1 protein-coding gene is annotated in these 244 nt (G+C 71.3%); it reads left to right on the top strand.

The window, feature by feature from the left end:
- Positions 1–244, top strand: a 244-nt coding sequence (locus tag ASG72_RS21000) for a hypothetical protein (protein ID WP_162246212.1), incomplete at both ends; no start/stop codon positions are given.

The following is a 244-nucleotide window of genomic DNA, read 5'->3' on the forward strand; positions in this document are numbered from 1 at the left end:
CCGCTACAACAGCGGTGAGACCGAGATCGGCGGCAACGCCAATGGCGACGACGCTGCCCCGGCACTCGCGCAGGTCACCACCACGCTTCCGGACCAGGGCCTGGCCTCCTTGTTCACGGTGGGCGGGGATGTCGGTTCCGACTTCGGCGGTGGCCAGACCGGCGCGCTGAGCTTCGTCGGGTTCCCGGCCGGCGGCGGCGGCGTCCTCACCACGCTGTCTGCGACCAATGGCGGCGCGATCTCG

This window comes from Allobosea sp. Leaf344 (genome assembly GCF_001426225.1).
Lineage (GTDB): Bacteria > Pseudomonadota > Alphaproteobacteria > Rhizobiales > Beijerinckiaceae > Allobosea.